Raw genomic sequence first — 24,488 nt, 5'->3', positions numbered from 1 at the left:
TAGCAAATGCTTCGCCTCTACACTATTCAGCATTCAGAACAACTATTCGAGGTAAGGCAATATGGCGCCATATTATCTTGCAATTATTACCGCTATTCTCTGGGGTACCGTTGCTTTTTTAGAAAAGGTAGGGCTTTCTTCTGTTGAACCTATGACGGCTTATATAGTGCGAAGTTCGGGCGTAGTCATTGGTGTTATTATTATCGTGTTGTTTACTTCAAATCTGTCAGCCGTCGGGAGGATGGGAATCAAGTCCATTTGCTGCCTTGTGCTTGCAGGTCTTTTGGCGGGTTTTATAGCACAGGTGATATTTTTTAAGGCAATTAAAACGGGGGAAATTTCAAAAGTTGTTCCTATTACCAGCAGCGCCCCGTTGTTTACCTTTTTTTTTGGTTGTATTTTTTTGGGAGAGGAGGTTACCTTTTCCAAAGTTATGGGTATGCTGTTAATTTTAGGGGGGCTGATGTTGCTTCGTTAGAAAGCACCCTTATAGTTTTTTTTATTGAAAGAAACATATTCAATAAGTAAAATCCTGCGCGTGAGAAAAGCAGCTATTTTTGATATCGACGGAACAATAATTAAGGGTATTTCCTCCGAAAGGGTTTTATTTTATTATCTTCTGGAAAAGAGGGTAATAAATTTCAGTAGTCTGTTGCGTTTTGCCGCAGCTTTTCTCCGGAAATGTTTCAGTTTAAAGGGGCTGTCTTTCAGAAAGAATAAATACTATCTAAAGAATAATGATTATGAAAACATTATTGGCAATATAGACGAATGTTTTCATAAGCGAATATTGCCGCATATATCGGAATATGCGTTACAGGAAATAAAGAGACTGAAAAATGAAGGATATCTGATCATTTTACTATCAGGTACGCTGAGTCCAATGGTAGAATGCTTTACAAAAGTTTGCAATGCCGATATTGGGATAGGGACTAAACTTGCCGTTGACAATGAAGGCAGGATTACCGGTGAGATTGACGGCATCCATTCTTACTGCGGTGGGAAGGTGAAGATTATTGAACGCCTTGTTTCAGAATATAGTTTGGATCTTTCATCTTCCTATGGTTTTGGCAACGCATATGTGGATGTAAAATTTTTGCGTATAGTGGGATACCCGGTAGCGGTAAACGCAAGTCCTATGCTTTGGTTGTATGCCAGGGCGAATCAGTGGAAAATGGTTACTTTTTAAGGGGATAGCAAATGAATATATACAATATTATGAAAGAAAGACGGAGTGTGCGTTCTTACAAGAAAGAGTCTGTTCCTGAAGAAAAACTGGAACGAATACTGGAGGCGGCAAGAAATGCGCCAAGCGCCGCCAACCGCCAACCGGTATGCTTCTTTGTGATTAAGAATGAGAATGTGAAAAAACAACTGAAAGAAGCGTATAGCGAAGAATGGTTTTACACCGCCCCTGTGATAATTGGCGTATGCAGTATTCCGGAAGTAGCGTGGAAACGAGGTGACGGAAAAAATTATGCGGATATAGACGCCGCAATAGCGATGGACCATCTCATCCTTGCCGCCACAGAAGAGGGACTGGCTACTTGCTGGGTTGCCGCTTTTAAGATATCTGTCGTAAAATCAGTCCTTCATCTTCCGCCCGGCATTGAACCTGTTGCGTTTACGCCGCTTGGTTATCCTGAAATTATGCCTGACCCTACTCATCGTAAATCGCTGAAAGAATTGACAAAATATATATGATGTATGGGAATTTGGCAAGTTCCCTCTTAGGAAAGGATTAGGGGGTAGTCCCTTTTCAAATACCGGTACAATCCTGAAGGGGTGAACTGTTACGACAATTATTTATTTATGAACTATGCATTTCAGGATGCGCAGGACGCTTATGGAAAGAATCTGCCATTTGCCGTAAAATACAAGGGCTATTTTGGGATTAATGTAGCGCCTTGCAGGTGTATGTAAATACCAACCTCATGGATCGTTTCAGCGACCAAATTCTTTGCCGGTACCGCTTTCTCCGGTGATTAACGCGGTAGTGTTTGCACATCTGCCAGATTTTTAATAGTCGCTAAAAACCGATTGCATTTTTTCTGATCTGCTGATAACTACGATGAAATTTATTTGATTCAATGTGGCTATTATTTGCTGTTTCTTCTGATACGGATTTGTCTTTTACCACCAGTACTATCCCGATAATAGCGCCTTTTTCGTTAAGAAGCGGAGAAGTCGTAACATTAACTATTTGATTCATATTGCTGCTTTTCTGACATTGCACATAGAACATTTCTTTTGTTTGCTTATTTCTCAAAGTTTTTGCAATCGATAGAAGGCATTTTCCGCTACAATGTTCAGTATATGTGATAAATTTCCTGCCTTTTGCACTATCGGCCAGATCACATATTCTAATGGCCAAATCGTTTGCTTATAATATGGTCAGGTCTTTGTTCATGATAATTATCGCATCATTTACGCTTCTGAGTACGGCCTTCATATTGAAATAATTGTTTTTTTCTATCAAGCGCTATCTTTTTCTCTAACGCTTTCTTCGTAATATTTAACAGTTGCTCCTGCGTTACAGGCTTAGGAATATAATTGAAGGCGCCAAGCCTCACCGCTGATGTGGTGCTTTCAATTTCCGGAGCGGCGGTAATAATAATAACCTAACAGTTCATATTTTTACGTCTGATAGCTTCAGGAATCTCTATACCCGTTTTCCCCTTTAAGACAATATCGGTAAATACCACATCGTAGTTTGTTTTTTTCAAAGCTGACAACGCATCCTTATAATTCTCAACAGTATCAACGTCATACCCTTCATCTGAGAGAAATTCCCTGAAGGTATACTCTGTATGCTTTCTTCGTCATCAATGACTGATATTTTCGCTTTCATTCTGACCCTCTTACATTATAAAAAACCGTCGTCATAATGTCTGGTTCAACACGAACAAACAAAGTTTGTCAATGCCACCCTTATTTTTAATTGAAAATTTGTAACAATTTGTTTTTTTTGAAAAATTCCAATTTTTTAAGCTTTTCTTCCACCCCTTTCCGGTATGAGCCTTTCCTCGTTATATATTTGCTCTTTCTGCCGCTAAAAAGGGTTGCGGCGCTTAGTGGCAACCATGTTTTTGATCCTCCCGCCCAACTTCCTTCCATGGAATACCGCCCGCCCACCTCAAAGTTTCTCTTGACCGAAGTTTTTACAAGTTCGCCAATAACCTGCATGGTCGGATTTAGATTTGAGGTTCTCTGCTTTAATTCGCCCAGGAGTTTTACCACCCCTGAATCGTCAACTTTTATTTGAAACATGGTTTTCCTTTTGTTATAATATTCGCGCAGGCATCGGTTGGGCCGTACCCCGATAACCGGTTGCCGGGCGCTGCGGCCGGTACGGAGGCTGAGAGCTATTAATCCCTCCCATAGAGAAGTCTTCCTTTTCTTAAATTTCCTGCGCCGGTTAAACCCCCTCTGAATAAATCCATGCTCACCCAATGCCCGTTCATAATCTCGGCATAGAGACCGAAATATCGATGCTTCGCCCCTACACTAAGCATACTATCAAACGGATGTTCACACCAATTTAAAAAAATGCCGTAAAAGCCTTATATTTATTGGCTTTTACGGCACAAAGCAAGTTTTTTTCGTGACTGCCCTATAATCCCGGCAACTTTATCTGCAACGCCTCTAAATTAAAGGGTCAGGCCGGATTTGTGATACTTATACTCAAGGAGTTCACAAAATGTGATTTCAGGAATGCTATAACTATTTATGTCAACAGAAGTTAAATCTAATTTCAAAAATCAATATTTGTGAACTCTTACAGTATATATTGCCTGATACTTTTCTGTCATCACCGTAATAAATAAGCATTTGACATTAACGGCACGTTCTTTTTAAAATAGCCTATGTTATTTTTATGTTTTATAAATACTGTGATACTTTGTATTTACCATTTTCACCTAACGGTAATGATTATTTAATGCCTGTCAGTGAAGAAAAACAGAAAAAAGGTCAAACAATGAAGCACAGTATTCGTATTGCAAATGATTTTTAGTGTAATTTAAGGAACTATTATGGACAATTCACATTTCTTTTTTAGATTCAATTGCTCTGGAGGCATTATTTCAATGATAAAATCTATGTTTCCCCCTTTTCGGGCTTGTGAAATAGCTACTGCCGGATTTCTACAAAGATTTGTTTCCCATTTATTATTGTATAAAACTAAAAGCATATTTATTATAGCCAGTTTATTTTTGGTTTTTGCATTCCATTCGTTGGCAGATGCAAAAAGTAAAGAAATTTTGGGCCGGGTAGAGAAGATTCTTGTTTTCCCCGGGAACATTGTTTTAAAAGCAAAAGTAGATACCGGCGCCAAAACCTGTTCCATAAATGCCCCTGTTTATACCTTATTTGAGCGGGATGGTGAAAAATGGGTGAAATTTGAATTGATAAATGAAAAAGGAGAAAAGTTGAATATTGAGGAAAGGGTCATACGCACAGCAACAGTAAAGCGTATAGGAATGCCGTCAGAAAAACGCCCCGTTATTAAACTTGGCATTTGCATAGGAGGTATTTATAAGGAGGTTGAAGTAACTCTTTCAAACAGGACACGGTTTATGTATCAGATGCTTATAGGGAGAAATTTTTTGCTGGACGATTTTTTCATAGATGTATCCTCCACCTATTCCAAAGAACCAAAATGCGAGAGTGTTTTCGGCGATGAATAGAACACATTTTTACTTTTTTATCTTCAGCCTCTTACTCATAAGCTGTGGTTTGATCGCCTATAAATATTTTGTATTTGGTTTTCCTATAGTCCCGGAGGAAAAGGCTAATTTTTGGAATATTGAAGTTCATGTTTCCTTTGATGCACAGAACGAACCGGCAAAGGTGGTGTTATTCTTGCCCGGATATTCAAGAAACTTTATTATTTCATCTGAAAATTTTGTCTCGAGGTCTTATGGTATAACCACTTCTACCGACAACATTAACCGGAGCGCAACATGGGCTATTCACGAGGCAAGTAAGCGTCAGGTGCTTCTCTACCGCATCCAGGTGAATAAAGTAAAATTAAGAAATCCTCCGGATAGCGCACCCCCTCTTGAATGGGAAGTTCCTGAATTTTTGGAACCTAATCGGTCAGCAGCCAACGCCCTTCTTGTTGAAATCCTGAGAAAATCAGCAGATACTGATTCTTTTGTGATGAAATTATTCAAGCTTCTGAATGCCCAACCGCCAGATGAAAACGTTGCGATTCTTTTGGACAAAGAAGTTTCTGTGGATAAAAAGGTAGAATTAGCGGTTCAATTGCTTGCTCTTGCAGGCATTCCTGCCAGGGTAGTAAATGGTATTAAAGTAACCACCAGAACAAACGATGCGAAAATAGAAAGGTGCATAGAAGTGTATAGTGGCGGGAAGTGGACGGGTTACGATCCGGTTTCAGGAACATCATTAATTTCCGGGAACTATCTGGACTGGTGGAGGGGAACAAAACCATTAGTACAGTTATCCGGCGGGAAAAATCTGAAAACAAATATTTCTGTAGGTCTTCAGGAAGAGGATGCTATCAATGCCGCTATAAAAAGGGCGGAAACAATGAACCCGTATTTATTAAATTTTTCTTTATTCAGCTTGCCGCTCCATTTTCAGGCAGTTTATCATCTGTTGCTGCTCATTCCTATTGGCGTTTTATTTTTGGTTATCCTGCGAAATGTTATTGGTATTGAGACATTTGGCACTTTTATGCCTGTGCTTATCGCTCTGTCTTTCAGGGAAACACATTTAATTTCAGGTATTATATTATTTAGCATACTGGTTGCGATTGGAATGGCTGTGCGTTTGTATCTTGAGAATTTCAGGCTCCTGATGGTATCCCGTCTCGCATCCTTACTTATTATCATTATTATATTCATCGGGATATTCGATATTTTATTCTACAAACTTCATATTGAGATAGGACTCTCCATCTCAATATTCCCAATAGTCATTCTCACTATGACGATAGAACGAATGACCATTACGTGGGAGGAACGGGGGTCTAAAGCCGCATTGCAACAATGTGTGGGAAGTTTAATCGCCGCTTCCATTGTATACTTTTTTATGTTTAACAAATATAGCAGACACTTAATATTCGTATATCCGGAGATGCTTTTGCAGATACTGGCAATCGCCATGCTTTTGGGCAGGTATAAAGGGTACAGGTTAGTAGAGTTATTCCGTTTTAAGGAGTTTAATAAGATAAAATAATGATTCCAAAACTCATAAAACAATTGCATAAATTAGGAATTGTTGGAATTAATCGCCGTAATATCGATTATATCTCAAAGTATAATAAGCGGTGCCTATACCCGCTTGTGGATGACAAATTACTTACCAAGAAACTTGCAATACAGGCGGGCATTAACGTCCCCGAATTGTATGCCGTTGTAGCAGTAAACCATCAGGCACGGGATATACATGCCATTCTCAAAAAACATTCCACATTCGTTATTAAACCTGCCCATGGGAGCAGTGGAAATGGCATAATCGTTATCACCGGCCATTCTAAGAAAGGATATCGAACCCTGGGAAGGACGATCGTTAGTGAAGAGTTCCTTGAAAATCACATTTTAGAGATTCTTAGCGGCGTATATAGTATAGGAGGACATACCGATAGGGCGTTCGTAGAATATACGGTGCAGCTTGCCCCATTTTTCAGAGACCTTACCTATCAGGGAATGCCTGATATTCGCATTATTGTTTTTCTCGGAGTGCCGGTTATGTCAATGATGCGCCTGCCAACACATTTATCGAATGGCAAAGCAAATTTGCATCAGGGTGCAATAGGCGTTGGTATTGATATAGCAACAGGTATCACCACTACAGGGGTATGGTTTAATGATATTATTACGGAACACCCGGATACAGGTATTGAAATAACCGGCATAAAGATCCCAAACTGGGAGAATTTATTGAACCTGGCCGCACGGTGTTACCAACTCACAGGATTAGGTTATCAGGGAATAGATATTGTTATTGACAGAGACAAGGGGCCTATGCTCTTAGAATTGAATGCGCGTCCGGGTCTCAACATCCAAATCGCCAATTGCGCAGGATTATTGCCGCGTCTGAAAATCGTTGAGCAACGCTACAAAGAACTAAACACTTTGGAAGAAAGGGTTTCCTTCATACAAAATATTTGTAATATTTCAGCATAGATATACTCAAAGGGTTCACAAAATGTGATTTCAGAAATGCTATAACTATCTATGTCAACAAAAGTTAAATCTAATTTTAGAAATCCCTGTTTGTGAACTCTTACAGTATAGAAATGTTACTGATGGGTCTGCTTCGTCCATTCGGCATGCTCGGGACACAGGCTTTGACCCATCCCACATAATTCTCTCTCTTATTCGGAAGACAATGGATTTACACGAGGGTATAATATAAATCGCGCTGTTTCGCCTGGTAGCCGGCGTCGTTTATCAAAAATTCAATTTCCTCTTTTTCCATGGTATAACTTACTCCCGCTGCCTTCACAACATTTTCCTCAATCATTGTGCTCCCCATGTCATTCGCACCGAATTTTAAAGAGAGTTGCGCTATTTTAGCGCCTTGTGTGACCCATGATGCCTGGATATTCTCAATGTTATCAAGATACAGCCGGGAAATGGCTAAGGTTTTTAAATAATCATGACTGCCGGAAAGAGCGTTTTCCAATTGTGTGTTTTTCGGTTGAAATGTCCATGCGATAAAGGCGGTAAACCCGCCTGTTTTATCCTGGAGCTGCCGGATTTTTTCAAAATGTTCGATGCGTTCTTCCGTAGTTTCGATATGGCCAAACATCATTGTAGCAGTCGTTTTCATGCCCTGTTCATGGGCAGATTGCATCACGTCCAGCCATTCCCGCGCAGAACATTTATTTGGGCTTATGATTTTTCTGCAACGATCCGTCAATATTTCAGCGCCGCCGCCTGGAATGGAATCAAGCCCCGCTTCTTTTAATATACGTATCACTTCCGGCATTGGTAGGGTATTTAGATGGGAAAAATGCATTATCTCCGGAGGAGAAAAGGCGTGTATGTGTATATCGAAGTTTTTCTTAATGGAGAGTAATAAATCAGTATAAAAATCTATCTTTAGCGCTGGGTGCAGTCCCCCTTGCATGAGTATCTGCTTACCGCCTAATGCTAAAGTTTCTTCTATTTTTTTATAAAGCTCCTTTTTTGAAATGATGTATCCATCACTATGTTCAATATTTTTATAAAAGGCGCAGAATTTGCACCCTGATGTGCAAATATTCGTATAATTGATGTTTCTGTCAATAATGTAGGTACGGAAGTTTTCCGGGTGTTTCATCTTGCAGACCTCGTCAGCAGCAATTCCCAACATGAGAAGCTCTTTATATTCAAAGAGACATGCACCTTCATCAGCAGTTATTCTTTTATTTTGTACCGGTTTTAAAAGTACTTCCTGCAGATGCTTGTCTGCCGGGCAGTAATCAGGTGTCATTAAATATAACCCTTTCTCCTTTGGGCGCTAATTCTATTGCTACCGCACACTGGTAAAATTTCTTAAGCCCTTGTATCTCCTCCTTCTCTAAATCGTATTGAATAGCATTTGTAAGATAATGCAGGCATGTATCGAATGATATATTAAGCCGTTTTGCTTCAGACACGGCAATTTCTTTTATGTGCTGAATGCCCATTTTTTTTGAGTTCAACAGTAATTCGTTTAGTCCGGGTATTTTTCTCCCTCGTTTCACCACCCAGACCGCATAAACAAAAGGCAGTCTTGTATATTCATACCATGCCTGTCCGAGGTCTAAGGTAACGTACCCATTGTCTGCCGCCTTGATAGCGTTATCGCCAATAATTAAAACAGCATCTGCCCTTGTTTCAGCAATGTTATACTGTTCATTAAATTGCGTGTACCCGGGCGTAAGGTGATATTGACCATGTAAAATAATCCTTGTAAGTGCGCGGGAAGTTAATGAACTTGTGTCTAATGCCGCAGTTTGTATGTTTGCAATCGGTACTTTAGAAAATATCTTAACGCTTTCAACCGCCCCGTGGGAAGCGATTGCTATATGCGGTATAATTGCAAAACACCCATTCCTGAAATATTCAATGGAAGGAATGAGGGCTACATCAATACGATCATTGTTCAGCATGCCAGGCAAAAGCGAAGGCACTTCAAATAACAATTCTATGGAATCTTTATGGCATTCAAGTCCATATATCAAAGGCTTTGCGTTCATATAAGGGACAATGCCTATCCTGATCTTTTCTGTCATATTGCACTTGCCTAAATCTTTATTCTTAGATAAACTAGCCTCTATTACTTTACTTTTCATACAGGCCCTGAAGCTATATTACTTAACATATTCCTAAACTGGCATAGCCAGCACCAATCAAGCATGAAATACGAAAGGCGGAACTACAGATTACATAGATTACATAGATTAAAAAATTTACCACAAGTGAAACATTTTATATGACTATTGTATTTTCTTCAATAGAGAATTACATTGACGTTATTATTAAAAAGGAATTTTACACCAATGAATAAATCACATACTGTTGCCCTGCTGGCAAAACGAGTCTTCTTTTGTTTTATGCTATTACTCCCTTTGTGTAAGTTGCTTAATGGTAATTTGGTATTCGCAGAAGGACAAACGAAATTTGCGCAGGATTTTTTTGACGTTGCTGAACCGATCACACTTAAAGATCCGTTGGCGGTCATCCTGGGCGCAATTGACAACGATGGAGCGTTTGTTTTTACGTATGCCGATGCGGTAAAGTTTGCCGGACATTCCTGTCCTGCAGTTGCCGGTGCGTACAAATCAACCCAATTGGCGCTGAAGGCATTATACGGCAAGGAGACGCCGGTAAGGGGAAATATAAGTGTGACCATCATGGGTGGCGTCGATGAAAATGTAAACGGGCCAATATCACAGATTGTGTCCATGATAACCGGCGCAGCCGCCGAGAACGGTTTTAAGGGCTTTGGCCCTGCCGGAAAATATGGACGGTACAATTTGATGTCATTTGCTCCTGAACAAAAGACAGATACAAAAGCAACGTGTACATTGTTATTTCAGCGAAGGGACACGGGGAAAACGGTTGAAATCACTTACGACCCGGCACTGGCACATGCGGATGAACGCATGGAAAAACTTATGCCTCTGACGCTCTCCGGCAAAGCAACTGATGAACAAGCAAGGTTGTTTGGCAATCTGATGCAGGAGCGGGTAAAAACTATCCTTTTTCAACCACCGGAAGGCACGTTTATTATCAGGGAGAAACAATAATGCTTTCGATGAAAGGCGCTATTATTTATACCGGCAAAGAGGTCATAAAAGACGCTTTCATTAATTTTGACCACAATACGGTAGCTAACGTTTCAAATACACGTCAGGGAGAAATGCTTGGTGAGTATCCGGTAATCACCCCTGCATTTATTGATCCCCATTGCCATATAGGGATGTGCAGGGCAGGAGAACCTGCGAGTGAAGAAGAAGCAAATGAGAAAATGGATACATTTTTAACACTTGCAAACGCCATTGATTCCGTACAAATGGATGATGTATCTTTCGCCGACTCAATAGAAGCAGGCATACTTTATTCCTGTGTTTTGCCAGGCAGCGGGAATATTCTTGGCGGTAGCTCGGCGGTTATCCGCAACTACGGAAGCACAACCACAAACGCCCTCATCAGGGAAGCGCCAATTAGCATAAAAGCGGCGCTGGGATACAATCCCATGTCAACACGTGAATGGAAGGGAAAACGCCCATATACACGCATGGGCGCTTTGGCCCTCTTTAGGGAAAAACTATATGCCGTAATAAAAAAAATGGAAAAAATAGCGAAGGGCACAGAAATGAAAGATATAGATTTTTCCCGTGAAGATGAAATCCTGCGTGACATTCTCTGCGGAAAAATAGTATTGAGGGTACACGTACATAAGACGGACGATATCGAATCATTTCTGCGGTTTGCAGACGAATTCAAGGCAATACACCCTGAGTATGCCATAAAGTTTACCATTGACCACGCATGCGATGTTCATAAAATTGATATATTCCATAAATTAAGGGAAAGAAATATACCTGTTATTTACGGGCCTATGGATTCACTGGCGTATAAGGTAGAATTAAAACACGAAAACTGGAAAAACCTGCGATACCTCTTGGAATCAAACGTATCGTTCGGCCTCATGTCAGACCATCCAGTAATATTACAGAGAATGATTCTTTTGCAACTGCGCTGGTTTATTCGTTTCGGATTAAGCAAACAACAGGCAATTGAAATCATCACGGCAAAAAATGCATGGATACTGGGAATAGATACAATATTAGGCTCTTTAGAACCTGATAAATGGGCGTCATTTGTATGCTGGAACGGAGACCCGTTTGATCTAACCAGCTATCCCGTTACTGTGTATGGTGAGGGACGTTTGCTTCATCTTTAGATTTACGATTTACGAATTACGATTTAAAATCGTAATTCGTACTTCGTTTTTTTTATCTCAGTTTTTATCAGGGTTCATGAGTAAATTCAATACTTCCTGATAAGCCTTTGGTTTTTGTTCCGCTTGTTTCAAATACGTAATTAACATCTTTTTTGCTTCTTCGATTCTATTTTTTTCTTCCGGTTTAAGGGAGATTTCTTCTTTTTCGTAATCCCTCACTACATCCCCTGAAATATCTTCACCCCTGTCGGACAACAATTCGAGTTCCTCGCGATAAACCTCTGCCCGGCGTTCTAACAATTTCCGATAAGCGTTAAGGGTATTTTTTGCATCTTCAATCCGGACCTCCATTTCTCTTTTCAGGATATCTCCCTCTTTTCCCCGGTTTTCCACCTCTTTCTCCCGTGCGTCAGCGGACAATGAAGTAACTTCCTCATAATAAGACGAACTGCCTATTTGTCCCAAATAGTCGTTAAGCGTCTGCACAGCGTCTTCATATTTCTCACTTTCAACCTGAATGGCGCTGCGTAAATAATATACGTTGGGCGATAGTCTTGTCCCCAATGACATGAGTTTTTCAAAACAGATCTCAGCGTTAATATAATCGCCCTTATCCATGTATTTTTTTGCGTTTAGAAAATACTTATTTGCCAGTATCTCTTTCTGCCATTGAGCATCTGCCACAATGCGCATTTCTGAAGGCTTATTTGATTCTTCGTGCAAATCCGCTAATGCAAGGGTTTCAATATACTTCCAGTATTCGATTCTTTCTTTTATTTTCTTGCGGATTGAATCGTCTTCATCTGAATGCGGGTTATCAAGCTGTACCGCATCTGTATTTAAAAAAATCTCCCATCCTCTGATTTTATCTCTCAGCGGTATATTGCTTGTATCCATATCTGCCATGGCGTCATATACATCCTTTATTTGAAACAATAATGAATCCCATTGTCCCCTTTCCTGATTATTTTTTACCTCCTTACTCATGCAGATTTTCCATGGTGTATGTATGAAAACAACCGTGCAAAAGAAAACTATAAATAGTTTACCGATGGTTTTTATTGATTTGTGTATCATGTTTTTTAGTAATAGATAAAGAGTGATTGATAGAGTGGCATGGCCACGGAAAAAAATGTAAAAAGAACCATGCTGGGCATTGTGAACGGAATACGTTGTAAAATTATGGCGTCTCAACTTCCAGTTCAGGCTTTTTGTATTCTTCGTTTACGGTTGGTGTCTCCTTTGTTTCAGCATCTTTTTTTCCATAAATGGCATATTTATGATTACCGAAAAGTACATACCACATAATAAACATAATCAGGCCCGCAAATAATTTATTCCAACCCTTTCTGTTTCTTAAATTATCGATGGTTCCCATATCTTATTTCCCTCCTTTATAGTCAAACAAATAAAGTTTTCGAAAAATTTACACCCATCAGGCCTCTCTATCAAGAGGGGCTTCAGGGAGAGTTTGATAGTATGCTTAGTCAAATAAATCTATTTTTCAGAAAGCCATTTTATATTCAAACTTCTAAAATCAGATTTGATTGTACTATTGTTCTGTATTATCTGGCAATACGTAATAATATATATTATAAATCCGACAAACAGTTCGTCGTGAATTTCCCGAAAGGAAGAATGCAAGGCGGAGGAAATAAGGTCATCGTTGTATCAGCAAATAGGGCAATTGAAAGTGGAGTTAGACTGAGTTGAAAAAAAGCTGGACTTACCAGTTGAGGCAAAGAGGCGTTTGGTAGAGTTGGAGAACAAAGAGATCGGCATAGCCCGTCAATGTAAATTGTTAGGGCTACAAAGGTCGGGTTTTTATTACACGCTGATAGGAGAGAGCGCACATAACCTTGAGTTGATGAATAATATTGAAGGGTAGTACACGAGGAGTCCGTTTTATGGTGTAAGGCGGATGACGGTATGGTTAAGAAAGGAGGGGTATGAAGTAAATCGTAATAGGGTAAAACGACTCATGAGGCAGATGGATTTATATGCGATTTATCCATTTAATATCATTTGGATAAAATAAATTTTAACTTATTTCTATCAAAATATTGTCTTGACAATAGGGCACACCTCAAACAGCGCAAGTTATTTGTTTGCAACGATTTAACAAGTATTTTTTTAAAATACTAAAGTGTTACGGATATTTTCATTCCCCTTTGTGAGCCACCATATCATGAATGTTTCATTGGGATTTTATATTTTGGAAATAGATACACAATATATAGTGTTAAATTTGGCAAATGGCGTTGTGGGGATAAGTTGTTGGTAAAATCCGTTAGACAGTTCTATTTAAACGAGAATAAATGCAAATGGACGCTAACAAAAAAACTCATACTAACGTTTATTAGCGGTTCTATTTATTATTGGTGGATTCCTTGCAAAAAATGCCGCTGTAATGATAAAGTATTTTGTAATGGTTTCCCCTCACCTAATTTTATAATAATAAAATTTTTGGCAAATATATATTTAACAGAAGATACGGGTATTCTATATTTTAAGTCTTCATCTCATTAATTTTCTTCTTCTTTTTCACTTATAAGCTGCATTATTTCATCCGGAGATTTTGATTTAATTATTTTTTGTTTAAATGTTTCATCGACAAATAACCTTGCTATACTGCTGAGAAGCTCCAGATATATATTATTTGTTCTTTCCTTTGTTGCGATCAGGAAAACCAAATGTACGGGTTTTTCATCCAGGGCATTAAAATCGATGCCATCCTGTGATATTCCCAAACACGCAATAAAATCAGTAACTCCTAGCGTGAGTTTATCACAAAATAAGGCATGAAGCAACGTAACATAAATACAGTCAATGCGTTAAGCACAACATCAATTGTATACACTGAGTCCTTGAAGTTTCAGCCGATGTTTGTGGAAATCCATAATGCCTAACGCATTCATCAACAGAGATTCCTTGTCGGACATTTCTTCCAATTTGTAGGTAGCCTTAACTCTCCCTCTGGCCTTTGTTTCTTCAAGCATAGCAGAAAGCCTTATATTATTAAGGGTGTCTAACAGGGTATCTAACGTTCCACTAAATTGTGCGTGCGCTTTTGCCTGATACCACACAATCGCCGCCATTAGGTATCCGAGGACGCAAATAAAAAAATGCACCCTGATTTTCTGATCCGTCCAGTGAAATTGCGGTTTTAAAGCAAGGTGATAGGGGTTCTTGAGATTTCTAAAGGCATGTTCAATTTTTGATTGCCCATAGTAGGCTTTTATAATGTCCGCGGTATCCCAATCGTGATGGTCTGTCATAAGAATCCTGAACCCCAGTTCCCCTTCTATTTCTTCGAGCTTTTTCTGGTCGATTGAAAAATTCAATTGAAACTTGCCTTCAGATACCTCTTTTAACGACCAATCGATAACATCCTTCGCAAATTGACATTTCACTACACTTCTTATCGTATCCTCCAGACCCTCTTTGTCCCGCATCTTTCCCTTTGGATTACACAGATGCTGCTGTAAGAGCTTTAACTGATGTTCTGCCTTTTCCAGAGACTGAGACATTCCCCTTAATTGCCCAACCTTTAATTTCTCGGAAATAAATACGACAACGGTTCTTTCCTGCCCCCAAATAACCCGTTTGTCATGGTACACCTGTATCTTACTGCCGTCAACGTCATATTCCCTGAAATTACACATGGCATCCCCTACCAACTGCTTGTGATGATACGGTGTAAGCGCTCCAACGTAATGCAATGCCAATCTCTCTACAATAGCCATATTGTCCATGGAATTGTTTCCACGATCAAAAACAATAGTGTGCTTTTTGCTGTCGAAACCTAATCCGGTCATCCTGTCTTTTATCGTCTCAAGAACCGCGCTGAACACCTTTGCATCCGCCATGTTCCCCTGATAGGTATGGTGAAACAACGGTATCATGTCGTTACGTGTAACGACCATCGCCAACCCGACCTGCCTGAGATCGTATCGCTTTTGTTTGTTTTTCCCCCGCCGGGCAATAGTGCATCGCAGATTAGTTGTGTCGATATACGTGAAAAAATTGGTTGTATCAAAAAACAGTGTGTCGCTTTGAAGGTTGTATGTTTTAAATGTCTTTTCAATTAATTCGCGCTCGATTTCTGCAATGGATTCTTCAGGAAGTGCATCCATCAAATCCCAGAAATGCTGACTGTCTATTTTACTCAAGCTGTGTCTGAGTAAGTATTCGGCAGTAGTCGTCTTTGCCCAATCCCACCATCCTCTTTTGCTGGTAGGCACACACACTCTCCCCACGGCACCCAACAAGAGGGTACTTCCGGCGGTCAGATTATTTCGAACAGGTTTTTTAGCACAATACTGCCGTGGCGACTTTATATATTTATTAATCACGGAAGGGACGTCCAGGGCATTGGCCACACTTAGCAATGCGGCTACCGCGCCATGTGAATAAGATTTGAGCCGTAATTTTTCGGTAAGACCTTGCAGTTGTTTTAATAAATCGTCTGCCTTGCCAAGATAGGCCAGGACGATGGGCCTGGGCTTGCCGTTAACGCGCCGCGATTCGACAATATACCAATATTTATAACCTCTGGAGTTTTTAGATTGAATGGTAGCCATGGCTATTAGTTGTTAGTGTATACGTAATAGATTAATACTCCGTGTATAATAGTATATACAGGCATATAATGCAATATAAATATAGTATTATTCAGTGTATACATAATTTTTTAGACAAAAAAAGTCGCAACCCGATACAAATCATTGGATTGCAACTTGATGTCTTTGTCTTACACCTTATTTCGTGATAAACTCACGCTAGTGTTTGTGCATGAGGGATTCCAATCCCACCGCCAATTCCAGTACTTTTAATCTTTTCCCGTGTGATTACTTTTTCCAGCAAATCTACTTCATCTACAACTTTTGCGGAAGATTTTGTTACTTTCACCATTTTTTCTAACACTTCAAATTTGTTCATTCCATATAGATTAATAATTATATGTTCTTTAGCTAATACATCAGAAAGTTTCACATTTGCCTCCCCTTTACCCAAATAATTTCTAACGCATTATACCAGTGACAATACATAAAGTAAAAAATATCTTCTTCCAAGGTATCTCCGCAATAAAACACTATAGTGTTATCATTTTTTTACATTGTAATTTTTAATTTAAAAAAATCAATTATTTTGTAACAATTTAGCTTTTTGTAAAATACATGGGACATAAAAAACAGGGTAAATAGGTAACTTCTCAATAAGTTGAGGTTTTTTATAATAATTTCCACCTTCAACAGTCTACAATCCGAAATTTGCTGATTGCCGACTGTAAACTGCCGGCTGTACCGTATTCCACATTAATAAATTAGGAACGAATAGCGAATGACCTTGGACCATTTTTTAAATATTTGACAATTCTTGTTATGATGTGTTACAAATTAGTTACATTGTATCTGTGTACTATTTTGCTGTTAATTCATAAAGGATTTCAGATTATGTCAAGAAGGCTTCCTGTTTTTATTGTATGCGTATTCATTGTTTTAAAGGCGGTAACAAGCTATGGCTATACGTTCGATTCAGGAACGTTGCGTGGCAGGATTATTGATGGTTTTGGGAAACCGGTTTCGTTTGCTGATATTGAAGTGACTTCAAATGGCTCAAAACATATGGCGACAACGGATACTTCCGGTAATTTTTCTGTAACTTATTCTCCCGGCAATATTCAATTAATGGCAAAAAAAACTGAATTTGTCCCGCTGAGTTATTCATTTATGGTTGAAGTAATTGATGAAATTGCCCTGGATGATATTACCCTGTGGAAGGTGCCTCCTGGCGGAGGATTATTTTTTGTAGGGAAAGATGATTATGTAAAAATAAATGAAGCAAAGTATGATTCAGAAAGTACCAGTAAAGAAAAAAGGTTTTACGTGAAAGGCACACCGACAAAAATTAACGGGAATACCCTGAGGATTATTGATTTTCAAACGGATAATCCGCTGGTTATGGGTAAGTCACTTTACCGTGTTGATAAAAACGGTTCTGTGGGAAGTATTGTTTTTTATCCTTCGATGAAGTATGTTTTGCATAAACTGGATGACACTTATTCAAGGGTTGGGGATAATGTAGGGCTGCGTGTAGCCGAATTACCACCAGGTAAATATTTTTATTGCGTAGGAGAGATGACGATACGTTCACGTAACGGAGGTGGCTTTTTCTTTGAGGTTTCATCGTAAGTAAACAATTTCCAAAATCAGGATAAATACACATTTCCCCCTCACCTGTAATAATTTGTTTTTTTTCAGAAAGAATACACTTCATACCTCTTTATTGAACACACCTCCCGCATTGTTAATGCATTTCTTTCAGAGAGCACAATGTGCTCTATAAATGTTAATCGTGCGTTTCAAATAAAAAGTAGTAACGCATAGAGCGGCTAAGCTTAATCTGCAATCGAATAATGAAACAGCCATGATCCTATTGTTCATAAATGGGAATGAAAATATTCACACAAAGACGCAAAGAGAGAAGTAGTGGGGGGCAAATTGATAATTGATAATTATCAATTTGAAATGGCCTGGCTGGCACACGAAAGGGAATGAGGTTTCTGGCACAGGAGGTTTTTCGCGATAAATTTCTGTAAAAATATGTGTGAAATTGTGATATGGCAGATGTGTACGATTTTATCGTAATTGGAGGAGGCCCTGCAGGGATGACGGCCGCCGGGCGGGCGGGAGAAAGAGGGAAAAGCGTAATCCTTCTCGAAAAGAATGCCCATCCGGGCAAAAAACTTCTTCTCTGCGCTTCCGGACGGTGTAATGTGACGAATACGGCGTCATTTGCCGCTTTTTTTGATGCGTATGAAAAGGCGGGGCCATTTATGCGCCCGTCATTGGGCATCTTCTCTCCTGAAAAACTACGGTCATTTCTTTACTCTTATGGTGTCGAAACTATTGAAGAAAGCAAAGGGCGTGTATATCCAAAAAGCCAAAAGGCAGAATCAGTTCTGGACGCACTGCTATCGTATCTTCGCATACATCGGATCACCATTAAGAAAAATTCACGCATAGTCTGCGTGAAAGAAAAAAATAAACAAGTGATTGGTGTGGAAACAGAGGATGGATTTATAGCGGGGCGCAATGTATTGATTGCAACAGGCGGCCTGAGCTATCCTTCTACCGGGAGCACGGGGGATGGCTATACACTTGCCTCTTCACTGGGCCATACTATTTGCAAGACATATCCCGCAATAATTGCCTTTGAGACGGAGGAGGCATGGGTGAAACAAGCGCAGGGAACTCCGATTAAAAACGCACAGATTACCGCTTGCCGGCAGGGCAGAAAAATCGCGCAACATTTTGGTGAAGCGCTTTTTACTCATTATGGGATATCCGGCCCGGCGATTCTCTCCATAAGCAAACGTATTATGGAAAATCATGGAAACGGCGCGGTACGAATAGGCATCGATTTCAAACCAGATATGTCGCCTGCCGAGCTAACCACGCAACTGGTAAAAAAAATCAATACTAACGGCGGTAAGGCAATAAAAACATGCCTTACGTATTTTGTTCCTGAAAAACTTTCTCCTTTACTACTGAATATATGCGGAATTGACGAAAAGAAGAAGGCCTCCCAAATAACGACAAAAGAAAGAAAAAAGATACTGGACCAGTTGAAAGGTCTGTCCCTTACCCTATCGTCCCACAGGCCGGTTGAAGAAGCTATTATAACCGGCGGCGGAATTGACCTGGATGAGGTTGAATCGCGAACAATGGAATCTAAGTTAATAAAGGGATTATACCTCGCCGGGGAGGTGCTTGATGTAGATGGCCCAACAGGAGGATTTAACCTTCAGGCAGCATTTTCCACAGGATATCTGGCCGGAAATTCTGTTCTTTAAAACAGAAGCAACTATTCAGCGTAATCTATTAAACTACCGAAGCACAACTCGTTCCCAAACCTTGTACTGAACATAGTGAAGTATCTGATTGGGTACGTAATGGCAATGGAAACTACATTCGTGGGTTCAGGTTTTTGACCTGAACCAAACGTTTTATACTTTCAATCCCGCCTTCTATTAACAGAACAAATGACAAATAAATTCCAAACAGTCATCATGTTTCATTTCCAACACCCAGAAACGATGAAAATGGTTTTATAGCAATATCATATTGCGGTACCTGTGCCTGAGTTATTTTTTGTAGTCTTATTTTCGAGCCAGGGATTTAGTGATTTGGGCTTTGGAATTTTACCGCAGTACAGGCCTCATTATCTGCATAAACTCATGGGTTCAGGTTGTAAACCTGAACCCGCCGGGAACCCTGTCAGGGTTGTTTCTTTCATCTTCATAGGAAGTGTACAAAAAAATTGCTGCAACATCTGAAATGAAAAATATCGCTGTAGTGTTATTTCTTTTTGATGGTCTTTTTAGTGGTTTTTTTGCTCTTGGCAGGTGTCTTTTTGACGGCCTTTTGTACCGGTTTTTTCACTGTATTTGCCTTTGAGGTTTTCTTTGCAGATTTTAAGGCGGCCTTCTTTTTCCCTGTGCTTATAGATTTTTTAGCGGGTTTTTTTGTGCTGACCTTGCTTGTTTTTGTAGCGGTGCTTGCCTTCTTTTGCGCAACATCTTTACCTTTAATTTTCGCCTTTGTTTTTGCTTTTGTATCAGGTGTGGTGTCCATCTCTATACCAAAAACGGATGACAAATCCTGGTCTTCAATGATTCGGGAACTTTTTCTCTTTGCCCGTGTAAGTAATTCTTCCGTTTTATCTTTGACCGTTTCCGATATCAAATCGTCAATTTCGATCTTTCGGAGCAGGAAGAATAAATTCGGGTCGTCATCAAGCCTTGCCCCTACCCCATAAAGGGTAGCCGCAATGTGTTTGCACATGCTTGCCCAGTCGGGACAGCTACAGTCAAATTTTATTTCTTTCGGAGATGGGAACAGCCCTTTCCCATGAGCGGTAAAAAGCTCGTCTAATGTTTTTGGGAACTTTCCCATCAAAAGCTCCTGCATCGAATCAAGCTTGCCTTTGCAAAAATCCTTTACCTCTTCCCAGATGTTTCTTTCAAGCATATTTATTGTTATTTTTATGGAATAGGGGCTTGAATCTGACCCCTGTACAAGTGAGGTTATCATGCCTTCGCGTATCTGAAGGTCAAGTACTGAGCCGCAGCGCACGTAGCTTCTTCCTCTTCCGATACGGTTGCTGTAGTCGGCGTATCCTTCTAAATTTTTGTTCCATGCCTTTCCCCACCACGTTTTTGCAAGGGTATTACCCGCCAGTATCACGGGCTTTATATCTTTGTTTTTCTTCATCAACTGCTCTAACTTCCTTTTTGCTCTCTGCTGTTTTTCCCCAACGGAAACATATCTTGGGAATCCCCAGTAACTCATAATTGCCTCTTTCCTCCATTATAATGTTAATTTGAAAAGGTCAACCAGCGCTTTATTTTCCATTTCTGTTATCATGGACTCGCCGGTGACTTGTATAACGTCTGTCGTTAATTTTGTTTTTTCACGCAACATATCATTGATTTTTTCCTCAATAGTTCCCTTCGTTATGAATTTATGCACGATAACGTTCTTCTTTTGTCCGATGCGAAACGCCCGGTCTGTCGCCTGGTTCTCAACGGCGGGATTCCACCATCTGTCGAAGTGGATGACGTGATTTGCCTCTGTCAGATTTAACCCGACGCCTCCAGCCTTTAGCGACAATACCATATAAGGAATATACTCCCGGTTCTGAAATTGTTCTACAATATTTTTCCTCATGCCAACGGAGACGCTCCCGTGCATTACCAGTCCCTCGCGTCCAAATATTGTTTTCAAAAATGCGTGCAGGTGGCCGGTTATTTCTTTAAATTGGGTGAAGATTAGTACCTTCTCCCGCTTTTCATAGATCGTTTCGCAAATTTCACGCAGCCGCATAAATTTTCCGCTGTCAGCCTCTTCATATCCGCCTGTTCCAAGAAACTGGTCAGGGTGGTTGCAAAGCTGCTTAAATTTCATTAATGACGCCAAAATGAGGCCCCTTCGCTGAACGCCTTCTGTTGCTTCGAGTTTTTTTGACAGTTCTTTAACGGTGTTTTGGTACAGGACGACCTGCTTTCTGCTTAACCCGGCGTAGGTGTACATTTCAACCTTTTCCGGCAGGTCGGAAATGACCGTTTTGTAGGTCTTTAATCTTCTTAAAATATACGGGCTGATGATCTTCTTTAACCGGGTGTATCCGGTGTGATTCTTTTTAACGCTGCCCGCAAATTCGCCGAACTCTTTTGCGTTTCCGAGCAGGCCGGGGTTCAGAAAATCAAACAATGACCACAGATCAGACAGCCGGTTTTCAACTGGAGTTCCTGTCATGATAATTCTATTTTGTGATTGTAATGTTTTTATATTACGTGTCTGTTTTGTGCCTGGATTTTTAATTGCCTGTGCTTCGTCCAGGATTACATAATGCCATACATATGTTTTCAGCCATTCATATTTTTGTACAAGGGTGTATGTAGTGATTACAAGATCAAGTTTGTTGAGCGATTCTTCATCTTTTACCTCAAATTTTTTATCTTTGTGTGCTTCCGGATGGGCGACAAAATAGTTCAGATCGGGCGCAAAACGGTTTATTTCATTGCTCCAGTTTGATATGAGGGATGCTGGGATTATCAGCAGACTGGCGTTTTTCTTTTTTTTATTCTTCAGAAGATGCAGAAATGCCAGTATTTGTATCGTCTTGCCAAGCCCCATATCATCAGCCAGGCATGCCCCGAAGTGCAGGGAATCCAGAAAACAAAGCCAATTAACACCTTTTTCCTGATAGGGTCTGAGCTGTGCCTTAAAGGTGTGATCCAAACATGCCGGGGGAATCAAGTCATGGTTTGCCAGTTTTTCCATTACTTGCTCCAGCCACTTTCCGTTTGATACTTCAATATTGTCATCATTTTCAGTCAAACCAAGCAAATTGTTCGGGTTCAGTTGCAGCCTTAGTGCGTCCCGCAGGCTGAAATGCTTATCTTCCGTTAATTTGCGGGCGTTCTCATAGGCGTGAAGAACCTGTTCAAGCTTTTCGGCGTCAACGGCAACCCATTTGCCCTTGATGTATGCCAGACCGTCAGTCTCCGCCAGCAGCCTTCTTGCCTCCTCTTCGGTAACAGGCGTATCGCCAAGAAGCAGGTTGACGTTGAAATCGAGTAGTGAGTCCATTCCAAGAAAGGTTTCTTTTTTGCCCTCTAACTGAATGTTTACCTTAAGCGGAGATGATGCAGATTTCCACCAGTTGGGGATACGGCACAGGATACCGTATTTTTCATATGTGGGAATTTCTTTCAGAAAGCGGTACGCTTCCTTTTCGTCCCATGCCAGTGGATGAAACAGTTCGCCGGAGTCAACGAGATGGGAGATCAGATCGCTTTCTTTTGCCGCAAGGTGTACGGTGGAAAGAAGGTCCAGCAGTTTTTCATTGTTCCCTCCATATTCCGTCAATGCGTATTTTAAGGGGAGGTGTTTTGATTTGCCCTGTTTGTCGCCTTGGGTGGAATAGGTGGCGAGAAAAGCAAAGGGATAATCCTGCCGTTTATTTTCAACGAGATGAAAATAAATGCGTCCGACAATATGTAAATCAGGGCTGTAGGTATGGATGAAATCCTCTACCGTTCCCCGGTAAATACTGATTTCGTATTGAAATTGCGCATTGAGCATATGCCAAAGCAGTTTAAGAAGTTCGGCGTTAAGGTACTCGAAACCCGTCATGAGTGGGGCACGAATCAGCATCTCAGCAATATCTTCTTTCCCTAATGGAATGGCTATGTTGTTTCTGATAGTTTCAAGATCGGGTATATGGCGCAGCTTATTTGAAAATTCAGAAGTGAAATATCGCCAGTAATCAAGGGATGGTGAGAGCGGGATGGATTGGTCTGAAAAGCTAAGGAATAAAAGGAAGGATTTAAAATCGGTTTTAAAACGGCTGTGTATCTCATTTTGCAGCAGTTGTTGATTTTTGTCTATCCTTTCCTTTACTTCATTCCACTCCAACTGTAAAGTGCCGTTGGGCATGACTATTGCGTTTAGTTCAAAATTCATAATAATCTACCATTTAATAAGATTGCGTCCTTCGTATTTTGCAAGATAAAGCGCTTTGTCTGCTTTGGAAATTAACTTTTCGGGAGACGAGGCGGCGCTTGGAACCTCGTTTGAAATGCCAATGCTTACGGTGATTCTGCCGCTGGCATTGGAATCTTTGTGGGGTATGTTCATCGCCTCAATATTCGATTGCATTGCCTTTGCAACCATAACGGCACCGCTTTCATCTGTATCAGAAAGCAGGGCGACAAACTCCTCTCCGCCGTAACGTGCAATTATGTCGCACTCTCTTTTCAGGGCGCTGAGGATGGCCATTGATACTCGTTTAAGGCATTCATCACCTTTCTGATGGCCGTAGGTATCGTTATAGTTTTTGAAGAAATCAATATCAATCATCAATAGGGATAGCGGTTTTGCCAATCTGACGGATTGTTTCCATTCATTGTGCAGCATTTCGTCGAAAAAGCGCCTGTTAGCGAGTCCTGTCAGACTATCGGTCCGCGAGAGCTGATGAAGCTTTTCATTTGCCTGTTGTAATTCCTGGTTTGTTTTTTCCAGCACCTGCGCAAGCGTAAGCAGTTCTTTCTCTCTGTTTTCGCGCTCATCCATTTCTTTTTTTAATTTAAGTACAGAACTCACCCGTGCGATTAATTCGACCGGATTTAAAGGTTTTTTTATATAGTCTATCGCACCGGCGCCAAATGCCTGTTTTAATCCTTCATCCGTATCCTCCGCCGTTATCACTATGATTGGAATATTTTTTAAATGCCTTGTTGCATTTATTTTCAGGCAGGCTTCCACTCCGTTTGTACCTGGCATGTTAATATCCATAAGGATTAAATCAATTTCACATTTTCTATTTTTTGAGTTTTCATCATCCAAACCCAATAAATGAAATGCTTCCTGAGCGGAATTGACAAAAAATAATCGTGAAAATCCTTCCGGTATTAAAAATATTTCTATCTGTCTTTGTACGTGTTTGGAGTCGTCAACGACGAGTATCGGGTTATTCATAGACAATTTATACTTGTTTCTTAACAA

At 40.2% G+C, this 24,488-nt stretch carries 23 protein-coding genes and 2 pseudogenes; 11 read left to right on the top strand and 14 right to left on the bottom strand.

From position 1 onward, the window contains the following. Positions 1 to 61: 61 nt before the first annotated feature. From KSMBR1_RS00815 to KSMBR1_RS00805, 3 genes are read left to right on the top strand one after another with little or no spacing between them, the layout of a single operon-like run. The gene (locus KSMBR1_RS00815) at positions 62 to 478 is read left to right on the top strand and encodes an EamA family transporter (protein ID WP_099323623.1); all 417 of its coding nucleotides are present in this window, start codon (positions 62 to 64) and stop codon (positions 476 to 478) included. A gap of 24 nt (positions 479 to 502) precedes the next feature. Next, on the top strand, positions 503 to 1,189 hold the full coding sequence (locus KSMBR1_RS00810) for an HAD family hydrolase (RefSeq protein ID WP_099323622.1): 687 nt from the start codon (positions 503 to 505) through the stop codon (positions 1,187 to 1,189). A gap of 11 nt (positions 1,190 to 1,200) precedes the next feature. Beyond that, on the top strand, positions 1,201 to 1,704 hold the full coding sequence (locus tag KSMBR1_RS00805; protein ID WP_099323621.1) for a nitroreductase family protein: 504 nt from the start codon (positions 1,201 to 1,203) through the stop codon (positions 1,702 to 1,704). Positions 1,705 to 2,029: 325 nt separating this feature from the next. Here KSMBR1_RS00805 and KSMBR1_RS20560 read toward each other — a convergent pair whose 3' ends face one another. The 4 genes and pseudogenes from KSMBR1_RS20560 to KSMBR1_RS21445 form a co-directional block, all read right to left on the bottom strand. Further along, the gene (locus KSMBR1_RS20560; RefSeq protein ID WP_157775599.1) at positions 2,030 to 2,212 is read right to left on the bottom strand and encodes a hypothetical protein; all 183 of its coding nucleotides are present in this window, start codon (positions 2,210 to 2,212) and stop codon (positions 2,030 to 2,032) included. 409 nt (positions 2,213 to 2,621) lie between these two features. Then, positions 2,622 to 2,738, bottom strand: a pseudogene (locus tag KSMBR1_RS20555) (hypothetical protein); the annotation flags it as partial. Beyond that, complete coding sequence (locus KSMBR1_RS22585) at positions 2,723 to 2,851, bottom strand: hypothetical protein (RefSeq protein ID WP_261341075.1); 129 nt, start codon at positions 2,849 to 2,851, stop codon at positions 2,723 to 2,725. The pseudogene KSMBR1_RS20555 and the gene KSMBR1_RS22585, both read right to left, overlap by 16 nt. Positions 2,852 to 2,937: 86 nt before the next feature. Then, entirely contained in the window at positions 2,938 to 3,270 is a 333-nt protein-coding gene (locus KSMBR1_RS21445) for a hypothetical protein (RefSeq protein WP_164994902.1), read from the bottom strand. 818 nt (positions 3,271 to 4,088) lie between these two features. On the opposite strand from KSMBR1_RS21445, the gene KSMBR1_RS00785 reads away from it, so the two are divergent. From KSMBR1_RS00785 to KSMBR1_RS00775, 3 genes are read left to right on the top strand one after another with little or no spacing between them, the layout of a single operon-like run. Continuing rightward, positions 4,089 to 4,688 carry an ATP-dependent zinc protease family protein gene (locus tag KSMBR1_RS00785; protein ID WP_157775596.1) on the top strand — a complete coding sequence of 200 codons (600 nt, stop codon included), beginning with the start codon at positions 4,089 to 4,091 and terminating at the stop codon, positions 4,686 to 4,688. Then, on the top strand, positions 4,681 to 6,207 hold the full coding sequence (locus KSMBR1_RS00780) for a UUP1 family membrane protein (protein WP_169702775.1): 1,527 nt from the start codon (positions 4,681 to 4,683) through the stop codon (positions 6,205 to 6,207). Before KSMBR1_RS00785 ends, KSMBR1_RS00780 begins: the two co-directional genes overlap by 8 nt. Then, positions 6,207 to 7,157 (top strand): alpha-L-glutamate ligase-like protein, encoded by a 951-nt coding sequence (locus tag KSMBR1_RS00775; RefSeq protein ID WP_099323615.1) that lies wholly within the window; start codon positions 6,207 to 6,209, stop codon positions 7,155 to 7,157. Before KSMBR1_RS00780 ends, KSMBR1_RS00775 begins: the two co-directional genes overlap by 1 nt. A 211-nt stretch (positions 7,158 to 7,368) precedes the next feature. Here the strand turns inward: KSMBR1_RS00775 and mqnC are convergent, their stop codons facing one another. Both mqnC and KSMBR1_RS00765 read right to left on the bottom strand, forming a co-directional pair. Beyond that, complete coding sequence (gene mqnC, locus KSMBR1_RS00770) at positions 7,369 to 8,451, bottom strand: cyclic dehypoxanthinyl futalosine synthase (protein ID WP_099323614.1); 1,083 nt, start codon at positions 8,449 to 8,451, stop codon at positions 7,369 to 7,371. Next, complete coding sequence (locus KSMBR1_RS00765; RefSeq protein ID WP_099323613.1) at positions 8,441 to 9,295, bottom strand: menaquinone biosynthetic enzyme MqnA/MqnD family protein; 855 nt, start codon at positions 9,293 to 9,295, stop codon at positions 8,441 to 8,443. Before KSMBR1_RS00765 ends, mqnC begins: the two co-directional genes overlap by 11 nt. Positions 9,296 to 9,502: 207 nt before the next feature. Between KSMBR1_RS00765 and KSMBR1_RS00760 the strand changes: the two genes are divergently transcribed. Both KSMBR1_RS00760 and KSMBR1_RS00755 read left to right on the top strand, forming a co-directional pair. Further along, positions 9,503 to 10,252, top strand: a complete 750-nt coding sequence (locus KSMBR1_RS00760; RefSeq protein WP_099323612.1) for an FmdE family protein — start codon at positions 9,503 to 9,505, stop codon at positions 10,250 to 10,252. Continuing rightward, a complete protein-coding gene (locus KSMBR1_RS00755) occupies positions 10,252 to 11,412 on the top strand; it encodes an amidohydrolase family protein (RefSeq protein WP_099323611.1) in 1,161 nt (386 codons plus the stop codon). Before KSMBR1_RS00760 ends, KSMBR1_RS00755 begins: the two co-directional genes overlap by 1 nt. Before the next feature lie 57 nt (positions 11,413 to 11,469). Here the strand turns inward: KSMBR1_RS00755 and KSMBR1_RS00750 are convergent, their stop codons facing one another. Continuing rightward, complete coding sequence (locus KSMBR1_RS00750; RefSeq protein WP_099323610.1) at positions 11,470 to 12,399, bottom strand: hypothetical protein; 930 nt, start codon at positions 12,397 to 12,399, stop codon at positions 11,470 to 11,472. Between the two features lie 193 nt (positions 12,400 to 12,592). Next, complete coding sequence (locus tag KSMBR1_RS00745; RefSeq protein WP_099323609.1) at positions 12,593 to 12,790, bottom strand: hypothetical protein; 198 nt, start codon at positions 12,788 to 12,790, stop codon at positions 12,593 to 12,595. A 423-nt stretch (positions 12,791 to 13,213) separates the two neighbouring features. Between KSMBR1_RS00745 and KSMBR1_RS23870 the strand changes: the two are divergent. Beyond that, positions 13,214 to 13,426 (top strand): annotated as a pseudogene (locus tag KSMBR1_RS23870) (IS3 family transposase); the annotation flags it as partial. 511 nt (positions 13,427 to 13,937) lie between these two features. On the opposite strand, the gene KSMBR1_RS00730 reads toward KSMBR1_RS23870, so the two are convergent. The 3 genes from KSMBR1_RS00730 to KSMBR1_RS00720 all read right to left on the bottom strand — a co-directional run bounded on the left by KSMBR1_RS00730 (position 13,938) and on the right by KSMBR1_RS00720 (position 16,407). Next, positions 13,938 to 14,222 (bottom strand): PTS sugar transporter subunit IIA, encoded by a 285-nt coding sequence (locus KSMBR1_RS00730; protein WP_157775592.1) that lies wholly within the window; start codon positions 14,220 to 14,222, stop codon positions 13,938 to 13,940. 36 nt (positions 14,223 to 14,258) lie between these two features. Beyond that, complete coding sequence (locus KSMBR1_RS00725; RefSeq protein ID WP_099323573.1) at positions 14,259 to 15,995, bottom strand: IS1634 family transposase; 1,737 nt, start codon at positions 15,993 to 15,995, stop codon at positions 14,259 to 14,261. A gap of 193 nt (positions 15,996 to 16,188) precedes the next feature. Continuing rightward, a complete protein-coding gene (locus KSMBR1_RS00720; protein WP_099323605.1) occupies positions 16,189 to 16,407 on the bottom strand; it encodes a PTS sugar transporter subunit IIA in 219 nt (72 codons plus the stop codon). Between the two features lie 461 nt (positions 16,408 to 16,868). Between KSMBR1_RS00720 and KSMBR1_RS00715 the strand changes: the two genes are divergently transcribed. Then, positions 16,869 to 17,606, top strand: a complete 738-nt coding sequence (locus tag KSMBR1_RS00715; protein ID WP_157775590.1) for a carboxypeptidase-like regulatory domain-containing protein — start codon at positions 16,869 to 16,871, stop codon at positions 17,604 to 17,606. Between the two features lie 428 nt (positions 17,607 to 18,034). Further along, a complete protein-coding gene (locus KSMBR1_RS00710; protein WP_099323603.1) occupies positions 18,035 to 19,270 on the top strand; it encodes a BaiN/RdsA family NAD(P)/FAD-dependent oxidoreductase in 1,236 nt (411 codons plus the stop codon). 505 nt (positions 19,271 to 19,775) lie between these two features. On the opposite strand, the gene KSMBR1_RS00705 is transcribed toward KSMBR1_RS00710, so the two are convergent. From KSMBR1_RS00705 to KSMBR1_RS00695, 3 genes are read right to left on the bottom strand one after another with little or no spacing between them, the layout of a single operon-like run. Next, a complete protein-coding gene (locus tag KSMBR1_RS00705; protein WP_197705298.1) occupies positions 19,776 to 20,768 on the bottom strand; it encodes an SWIM zinc finger family protein in 993 nt (330 codons plus the stop codon). 18 nt (positions 20,769 to 20,786) lie between these two features. After that, positions 20,787 to 23,447, bottom strand: a complete 2,661-nt coding sequence (locus KSMBR1_RS00700) for a DEAD/DEAH box helicase (protein ID WP_099323602.1) — start codon at positions 23,445 to 23,447, stop codon at positions 20,787 to 20,789. 6 nt (positions 23,448 to 23,453) lie between these two features. Further along, positions 23,454 to 24,461 carry a GGDEF domain-containing response regulator gene (locus KSMBR1_RS00695; RefSeq protein WP_099323601.1) on the bottom strand — a complete coding sequence of 336 codons (1,008 nt, stop codon included), beginning with the start codon at positions 24,459 to 24,461 and terminating at the stop codon, positions 23,454 to 23,456. Positions 24,462 to 24,488 lie beyond the last annotated feature (27 nt).

It is taken from the genome of Candidatus Kuenenia stuttgartiensis (assembly GCF_900232105.1).
Lineage (GTDB): Bacteria > Planctomycetota > Brocadiia > Brocadiales > Brocadiaceae > Kuenenia > Kuenenia stuttgartiensis_A.
The sequence above is the reverse complement of the archived record's forward strand: the minus strand, read 5'-3'. Positions and strand labels throughout refer to the sequence as shown.